Annotated in this window: 5 protein-coding genes; 3 read left to right on the top strand and 2 right to left on the bottom strand. The window is 64.9% G+C overall.

Annotation, left to right across the window (positions count from 1 at the left end; translation table 11 throughout):
- The first annotated feature begins 26 nt into the window (after nt 1-26).
- Nucleotides 27-410: a DUF732 domain-containing protein gene (locus tag WB785_RS14430; RefSeq protein ID WP_424080017.1), complete on the top strand. Its 384-nt coding sequence runs from the start codon at nt 27-29 to the stop codon at nt 408-410.
- A 219-nt stretch (nt 411-629) separates the two neighbouring features.
- On the opposite strand, the gene WB785_RS14435 is transcribed toward WB785_RS14430, so the two are convergent.
- On the bottom strand, nt 630-2,558 hold the full coding sequence (locus tag WB785_RS14435) for an acyl-CoA dehydrogenase (RefSeq protein WP_424080018.1): 1,929 nt from the start codon (nt 2,556-2,558) through the stop codon (nt 630-632).
- Between the two features lie 126 nt (nt 2,559-2,684).
- On the opposite strand from WB785_RS14435, the gene WB785_RS14440 reads away from it, so the two are divergent.
- Nucleotides 2,685-4,187, top strand: coding sequence for a CHAD domain-containing protein (locus WB785_RS14440; protein WP_424080019.1), 1,503 nt, complete (start codon nt 2,685-2,687; stop codon nt 4,185-4,187).
- Nucleotides 4,187-4,930: a ParA family protein gene (locus tag WB785_RS14445; protein WP_424080020.1), complete on the top strand. Its 744-nt coding sequence runs from the start codon at nt 4,187-4,189 to the stop codon at nt 4,928-4,930. The genes WB785_RS14440 and WB785_RS14445 overlap by 1 nt, the downstream gene beginning before the upstream one ends.
- Here the strand turns inward: WB785_RS14445 and WB785_RS14450 are convergent.
- On the bottom strand, nt 4,927-6,936 hold a 2,010-nt coding region (locus WB785_RS14450), incomplete at its 5' end, for an ATP-binding cassette domain-containing protein (protein ID WP_424080021.1). The two genes, WB785_RS14445 and WB785_RS14450, sit on opposite strands and share 4 nt — an antisense overlap.

The following is a 6,936-nucleotide window of genomic DNA, read 5'->3' on the forward strand; positions in this document are numbered from 1 at the left end:
GTACGGGCAGTAGGAGGTTCCGTCACATGACTGTGTCACCAGCCATGAAGCGCGGTAGGCCGCTGGGGGCGCTCATTGCCGCTGCGGCGTTGAGCGGCGGCGTGCTCACGCAGGCACCGCGGGCGCATGCCGTCCCGGCGCCCGAAGTTGAGTTCATTTACGACATCACCGTGCGGCGGCAATATAGTTTCGCCAACGCGACCGACGCCCTCAACTACGCCCACGGCATCTGCGACAAGCTCACCAACGGCGCCAGCTATGCCCAAGTGATGGGCGATGTGAAAAATGATGTGCGACCCAACGATGAGTACGCGGCCAACTACCTCGTGTCCAACGCGGTGAACATCTTCTGCCCTGCCCAGATCTGGCAGTTGCGCAATTCGGCGGGCAACTACGTGCCACCGCAGTGAGTACTACCCGTCCAGGTCGGGCGCGTAGGAGGGCGGCGGGTAGACACCCCTGAGCAGCCACGCATACGCCGCGAGGCCGTATTCCAGCTCGTCGCTGGCGTCGTAGTCCGGGTTGGGATTCATCTGGTTAATCCTCCGCTGTGCGCTTGAACGAACACGCTTTCATGCGTCAATCGATCCCGGAAGCCTTTTCCTTCGAATGATTCTAACGTTGCCGGATCAGCCCGGCAGATTCTCCGGGTGCAGCATCTCGGCGTATCGGCACGGCTCGGGGATGCCGAATCCGTCGACCAGTGTCTGCGCGTGGGGCCGCAATAGCCGGCACCGGTCGTTGATACCGCGAGTGACCGCTTTCGAGCGCTCGGTGGACAGGTAGCGGTGCTCGACGAACCACGCTTTGTCATCTTCGATCACCGACAGCGCGTACAGGTCACAGACCAGCCCGAGCACCTCGCGGGCGTCGTCGTCTTCACATGACTCGATCCCGGCGACGAACGCCTCCAGTACAACCCGATCGATATGGGCCTGCGCGGCATGCAGCACGTGGTCCTGTACGGCGTTGAACGCATCGAACTCCGACATCTCCTTGGACTTGCCCTGTAAACGGCGCGCTACCGAGGCAATCAGGTATTCCTCGCGGTCCTCGAACATCTGGACCTGGGTGCCGCGGTTGAACAGGCTGCCTTCCTCTTCGTTGTCCTGTCGGGCGTCCACAATGGTTTGGATAATCGTTTCTGCCGCAGTGCGTTTCAGCACCCGCTCACCCGCGAAGTTGGCCGCGAACCGGACCCAATCCACCGGGCTCATGCTCTTGATGTCGTCGGCGTAGGCGGTCAGCAACTCCTTAGCCACCAGCTGGGTCAGCACATGGTTGTCGCCTTCGAAAGTGGTGAACACGTCGGCGTCGCCGCGCAGCGCGATCAACCGGTTGTCGGCCATGTAGCCGGCCCCGCCGCATGCTTCCCGGGCTTCTTGTATGGCGCGGCTGGCGTGCCAGGTATTGGCGGCTTTGAGTCCCGCGGCCCGCGACTCCAGTTCCCGTTGCTCCTCGGCGTCGGGGGCATCTGCGGTCTGTAGATCGTGACACCTGGCCACCAGCTCGTTCTGGGCGAACTGCAACGCATACGAGCGCGCGATCAACGGGAAAAGCCGGCGCTGGTGCACCAGGTAGTCCATAATCAGCACTTCGCCGTCGTCGTCGGGGGCGTTGAACTGCTTGCGCTGCAACGCATACCGGGTAGCGATGTCCAATGCCACCCGTGCGGCGTTGCCTGCGCTGCCTCCGACACAGATCCGCCCGCGGATCAGCGTCCCGATCATGGTGAAGAACCGGCGGTTGGGGTTTTCGATCGGTGAGCTGTAGGTGCCGTCAGCGGCCACATCGCCGTACTTGTTCAGCAGGTTCACCCGGGGGACCCGGACGTGGTCGAAAACGATGCGGCCATTGTCGACGCCGGGCAAGCCGCCCTTGTACTGGCAGTCCGACGTGGTCACACCCGGCAGGTCGTTGCCGTCCGCGTCGCGGATCGGCACCAACAAGCAATGCACGCCATGGTTGACCTGCTCGCCGTCCTCGGTGGTGATGAGTTGGGCGAATACCGCTGCGATGGTGGCGGTTTCGGCGGCACCGCCGATGTAATCCTTGCGCGCCGTCGGAGTTTCGGAGTGGATCACGAACTCTTCGTTGGCGGCGTCGTAGGTCGCGGTCGTTTCAAGGGATTGGACGTCGCTGCCGTGTCCGGTCTCGGTCATCGCGAAACAGCCGCGCAGTTCGAGGTTGATGATCTTTTTCACATATGCCTCGTGGTGGCGCTCGGTGCCGAGGTTCTCGACGGCACCGCCGAACAACCCCCACTGCACGCCCGCCTTGACCATCAAGGACAGGTCTGACATTGCGAGCATCTCGATCATCGTGATCGCCGCCCCGACGTTGCCTGTTCCCCCGTGCTCTTTGCGGAAGCCGTCGTCGGCTGCGCCGGCCGCGGCCATGATCTTCATTTGTTCTGCCACCTTGGTGCGGGCGATCACCGTGTTCGGTGTGTAGTGCGGACGAAAGACATCGTCGGCTAACCGCTCCCGCATCTGGTTCTTCACGTCGCGCCAGCGTCCGTCGAGCGTGTTGCGCAGGTGTTCCGCAGTGGTGGTCATACTCGACGGTAACTCGCCGCCCGGACCGCCGGTGTGGGCTCCGCGATGCCGCCCGTTTTCAAACGCACCGGGCATTTACCCACAGGGGCTAACATCTGGCGGTCGGTCGTTGAGGGAAGGGACGCCATGGCTCAGGTTTCCCGCGCCTTCAGCAAGCAGGGCGCGGTTGATGTCGAGGCTGTCCAGGCCGCGCTGCTTCCGAAATTCGCCCTGGCCGCCGGACCGCAGCGATCCGTTTCCCACACCTGGCTGGACACCTTCGATTGGCGGCTGTACTCGGCGGGGATGTCCCTCGAGTACCTCGACGATGGCCCACTGATTCTGCAGCTCCCGGACGGTAGCCGGTTGCAGGGACCTCGGCCCCGGAAGTGGCCGGCACTGCTAGGAGACCTGCCGGCCGGGCGGCTGCGCGACGCGCTGGCCCCGGTTATCGCGTTGCGGGCCCTATTGCCGGTCGTCACCGTGCAGCGTGCCGTGCAGGAGAGCCGGGTGCTCAACGCCGCCGAGAAAACTGTCGCCCGGCTGCTGACCGAAAGTGCCGACGATGGCAGCAGCCAGCTGCAGGTGCAGCCGTTGCGCGGCTACGACGTGGACGGTGATCGGATCGCCCGCCTGATGGGCCGCGTCGATGGGCTCTCCGCCACGACCACGACGCCCTACGACGATGCGCTGGCGCTCGCTGGTCGCAGTCCCAGCGACCGTGAGCAGGATCGGGCGGCGCCGCTGCGTCCGGAAACGCCTGCACCGGTGGCTATTGCTCAGATGCTCGAGCAGTTCGCGGAGATCATCGACGACAACGTCGACGGCACCATCGCGGCGATCGACACCGAATTCCTGCACGATCTGCGGGTGGCGGTGCGGCGCACCCGATCGATTCTCAAGCTCGCCGGCGATGTGCTGCCGGCGAATCTGGCCGAGCGATTCCAGCCCGAGTTCAAGTGGCTGGGTGATCTGACCACGCCAGTGCGCGATCTGGACGTCTACCTGATCGAACTCGACAGCATGGCCGCCGGACTGGCGTCGGCCGATCCACGCGACCTCGACCCGTTCCGCTCGTTCTTGGTCCGGCATCGCGCTACCGAACGCCGCCGTTTGGTGCGCGGGCTGCGGTCTCGTCGCTTCGAGCAGGTGATGAGCGACTGGCGCGCCGCGCTGGCGCAGCTGACCGCCGAGGCCAACGGCGGGCCGGCGGCAGCGGCACTGGCCCGCGAGCGTATCGACCGGGCATTTCGGAAGGTGGTCCGGCGCGGCAAACGGATCACCGCCGACTCGCCGAGCGAGCAGGTGCATGAGCTACGCAAGCGCTGCAAGGAATTGCGCTATCTGCTCGAGGTGTTTCGGCCGTTGTGTGCCGACGCGCCGTATCGTTCGCTGATCAAAGAGCTCAAGGCGTTGCAGGATACGCTCGGCGACTTCCAGGACGGCGAAGTGCAGCGTGAAGCCGTCCGGGAGTTTGCCGCGGCGATGATGGAACAGGGTGCCGCGCCGCCGGCCACGGTCCTTGCGATGGGGGAACTTGCTGCACAACTCGACGCACATCAGCTGAACGCGCGGGGGGCGCTGGTGGGTCGGCTGAAACCGTTCCTGGCCAACGAGAATCGCGCGCGGGTCAAGGCGCTGGTGCGCTGATGAAAATCTTTGCGACCTACAACATCAAGGGCGGTGTAGGCAAGACGTCGGCCGCGGCCAACCTTGCGCATCTGGCCGCGCGCAGCGGATACAACGTGCTGCTGTGGGATCTCGACCCGCAGGGTGCGGCCACTTATCTTTTCCGGGTCCGGGCCAAAGTCAAGGGCGGCAGTCGCGCGCTGGTTGATGGTACGCGAGCGCTCGACGACGCGATCAAGGCCACCGATTTCGACGGACTTGACTTGCTGCCAGCCGATTTCCGCTACCGCAATATGGATTTACAGCTTGACGACATGCAGCGGCCAACCCGCCGGATTCACCAGCTGCTGCGTCCGCTCGACGACGAATACGACATTGTCTTCCTCGACTGTCCGCCGAGCATTTCGCTGTTGTCGGAAAACGTATTACATGCGGTCGATACCCTGCTGGTGCCGATGATCCCGGCCACCTTATCGGTGCGCACCTTCGATCAATTGTCGGGTTTCGTCAATGATTTCGATGGCCGCCAACCGCAGGTGCGTGCGTTCTTCTCGATGGTGGACGGGCGCAAGCGGCTGCACCGCGACCTCATGGCGCAGTTGTCGGCCGAGCGAAGGGGAATCTTGCGAACGGCCATCCCGGCACTGTCGATCATCGAGCAAATGGCCGAACAACGGGCGCCGGTGACGGCGTTCGCTCCCTACAGCGTCGCGGCCAAATGTTACGAAGCACTTTGGTATGAGGTGAACGGCGCGATCAGCTAAGGCGTCGAGCCTTGCGATTCACCCTGTGCGACAGAGGCTTTAGGTTGATCACTTCGCCGCGCCGGCCGCCTCAGCCGCCAGCGCAACCACCCGGTCGCCACTACCCCTAAACCGACCAGCACCGCCAGGTCGAACAACCACCGACCGGTTGAGTGCGTCCATGAATCGTCGGAGGTGGCCAGCAGATTGACTGCGGGCACGTCGACGGTGGAGGCCGAGGCGGCAAGCCCCCAGCGGGACGGCACAAACCACGAGACCTGCTCCAGACCGAACCGGCCGGCGATGGGGAACAACCCCCCGGCGAACACCGCCGACATCAGCACGATCAGCACGGCCGTCAAAAGGATCTGCTCGACGTAGCTGGCCAACGATGAGAGAGCCAGCGCAACCATCGCCGAGACGATGGCGGTGATGGTCAGGATCACGAACAGCTCCAAACCGGCCGCGAACGCTGTATTGCCGAGCAGCACGGCGCCTTGAGTGGGCGCGCCTTTGCCGACGACGGCGGCGGTGGTCATGATCGCGGCCGCCACGATGGCAACAACGCTGTAGACAATGACCTTGCCGGCCAAGAACGCCGACGCGGATAGACCGTTGGCTTGTTCACGGCGGAAGATGCGCTGTTCGCCGAAGAGGTCGCGGATGCCCAGCGCCGTGCCCATGACGACGGCGCCCATGGTGAGCACGGCAAGGATCTCAACGGCCTCGTCGGGACTGCCGCCGTACGGGTCGGCCGGGCCCAGGCCGGCATTGCCGGGCACCAGCAACGAGATCGCGCCGAACAACACCGGCAGGATGGTCAGGAAAATGAAATACCGCTGAGCGCCGACCATGAGCCAGACCTGTCGACGCACAGCGATGAGGATTTGGCGCCACCGGCTTACGTGTGCCACCGAAGCCACCGGCTCGGCCGGAGATTCCGTTGCGGGCGGGGGCTCCGGCTGGCGGGCTAGATACGCGCCGTGCGCGCCATAGGGATCCGTGCTGACCCGTGCGATGATCTCCGCCCAATCGGTGGTGCCCAGCTGCGCGCCGATCTCCGCGGGCGGTCCGGCGAAGGCCGGCGTGCCCATCCCGGTGAGCAGTACCACTTGGTCGCAGATATCGATCTCGACCGGTGACGTGGTTGCGATCACCACAACACGTCCCTCGTCGGCGAGTCGCCGCAGCGTCGCCCTCATTTCGTCATGCGCGGCCGCGTCGAGTCCGGCGGTCGGCTCGTCGAGGACAAGCAGTGATGGCTCGGTCAGCAACTCCATCGCCATTGATGCGCGCTTGCGCTGTTCGCCGGTGAGGTTGCCGACCTGGACGGTGCTCAGCAAGCCCAGGTTCATCTCGTTGAGTGCCCGGTGCACATTTTGGCGGCGCTGATCAGCGGAAGTGTCGGGCGGCAAACGCAATTCAGCGGCATAGCCCAACGCTTGTTCGACCGTCAGCGCGGGATGCAGCAGGTCGTAGCGCGGCACGACTCCGATGCGCGCCTGCAAGTGCTCGGCCGCGACGTCATGGCCGCCGAAATGGACTGTGCCGACACTCGGTTGCACCGTTCCGCCCACCACGTCGACCAGAGCTTCCGTGCTCGCCTCCGAATGTCCGACGACCGCGGTAAGCGTGTGCGGCTCAGCGGTGAAGGACAGGTCCGCCAGCACTTGCTCGCCGTCGACGCTGAGCCGTACCTGCCGTGCCTCTAGCGAGCCGATTTTGACTGCCGGCCGCGGGGCTGCAGCGGGTTGGGGCAACGCGGTGGTGGGCGCGGCCTCGTCGGGGCGGGGTTCGGGGTGCTGCGGCCGCAGTTTTTGCATCGCCCCGGTTACCGCCTCGAGGGCAACACTTCGCTTACGCGGAGCCGGCGGCCAGGGGGCCGGAAGTGGCGATGGCGGCGCCGGTTGCTCCAAATGCGTTGGCGGGTCGATGCGCTCACGTTCGGGCGGCATCGGCGTAGCAGGCGGCGGAACGGGCGGTCGCTGCTGCGCCATTGCGTCTGCTGCGTCCGCCCGGGGCAAGGC

Source organism: Mycobacterium sp. (assembly GCF_049585075.1).
Lineage (GTDB): Bacteria > Actinomycetota > Actinomycetes > Mycobacteriales > Mycobacteriaceae > Mycobacterium.